The sequence below is a fragment of the Clostridium tertium genome (assembly GCF_017873245.1).
Classification (GTDB): Bacteria; Bacillota; Clostridia; order Clostridiales; family Clostridiaceae; genus Clostridium; species Clostridium tertium.
Map to the genome: position 1 here is coordinate 1 of NZ_JAGGJY010000039.1, position 1,036 is coordinate 1,036.

Consider the following 1,036-nt stretch of genomic DNA (forward strand, 5'->3'; position numbering starts at 1 on the left):
TCTGTTGTTCTGAAGTAGAATTGTGGTCTGTATCCATCGAAGAATGGAGTATGTCTTCCACCTTCTTCTTTTTTAAGTACGTATACTTGACCTACAAATTTCTTGTGTGGCTTAACTGATCCAACTTTTGCTAAAACTTGACCTCTTTCGATGTCAGTTCTTTGAACTCCTCTTAAAAGAACTCCTACGTTGTCTCCAGCTTGCGCTTCGTCTAGTAACTTTCTGAACATTTCTATTCCTGTTACTACTACTTTTCTGCTGTCTTCTGATAATCCAACGATTTCTACTTCGTCTCCTACGTGAAGAACTCCTCTTTCAACTCTTCCTGTAGCAACTGTTCCTCTACCAGTGATTGTGAATACATCTTCTACTGGCATTAAGAATGGCTTATCTGTTGCTCTTTCTGGAGTTGGAATGTAGCTATCTACAGCTTCCATTAACTCAAGGATTGGAGCGATTGCTTTTTCATCTGTTGGGTTTTCTAATGCTTGTAAAGCTGAACCCTTTATTACTGGAATATCATCTCCTGGGAAGTTGTATTCTGATAATAATTCTCTTACTTCCATTTCAACTAATTCTAATAATTCTTCGTCATCTACCATATCTGCCTTGTTTAAGAAAACAACTATGTAGTCAACACCAACTCTTGAAGCTAGTAGTATGTGTTCTCTTGTTTGAGGCATTGGACCATCTGCTGCTGAACAAACTAATATAGCTCCGTCCATTTGAGCAGCTCCTGTGATCATGTTCTTAACATAGTCAGCATGTCCTGGACAGTCAACGTGTGCATAGTGTCTGTTGTCTGTTTGGTATTCAACGTGTGCTGTATTGATTGTGATTCCTCTTTCTTTTTCTTCTGGAGCCTTATCAATTTCATCATATTTGAATGATTCTGCTAATCCTCTGTTTGCTAATACTGTTGTGATTGCAGCTGTTAAAGTTGTCTTACCGTGGTCAACGTGACCGATTGTTCCAATGTTTACGTGTGGTTTACTTCTTTCGAATTTTTGCTTTGCCATTGTAAAATCCTCCTTTA

At 38.4% G+C, this 1,036-nt stretch carries 1 protein-coding gene; it reads right to left on the reverse strand.

All coding sequences use genetic code 11. The features are described 5' to 3' along the window. Positions 1–1,019 (reverse strand): elongation factor Tu (gene tuf / locus J2Z25_RS18490; RefSeq protein WP_209741564.1); only part of this gene is annotated, 1,019 nt, incomplete at its 3' end. Positions 1,020–1,036: the final 17 nt, after the last annotated feature.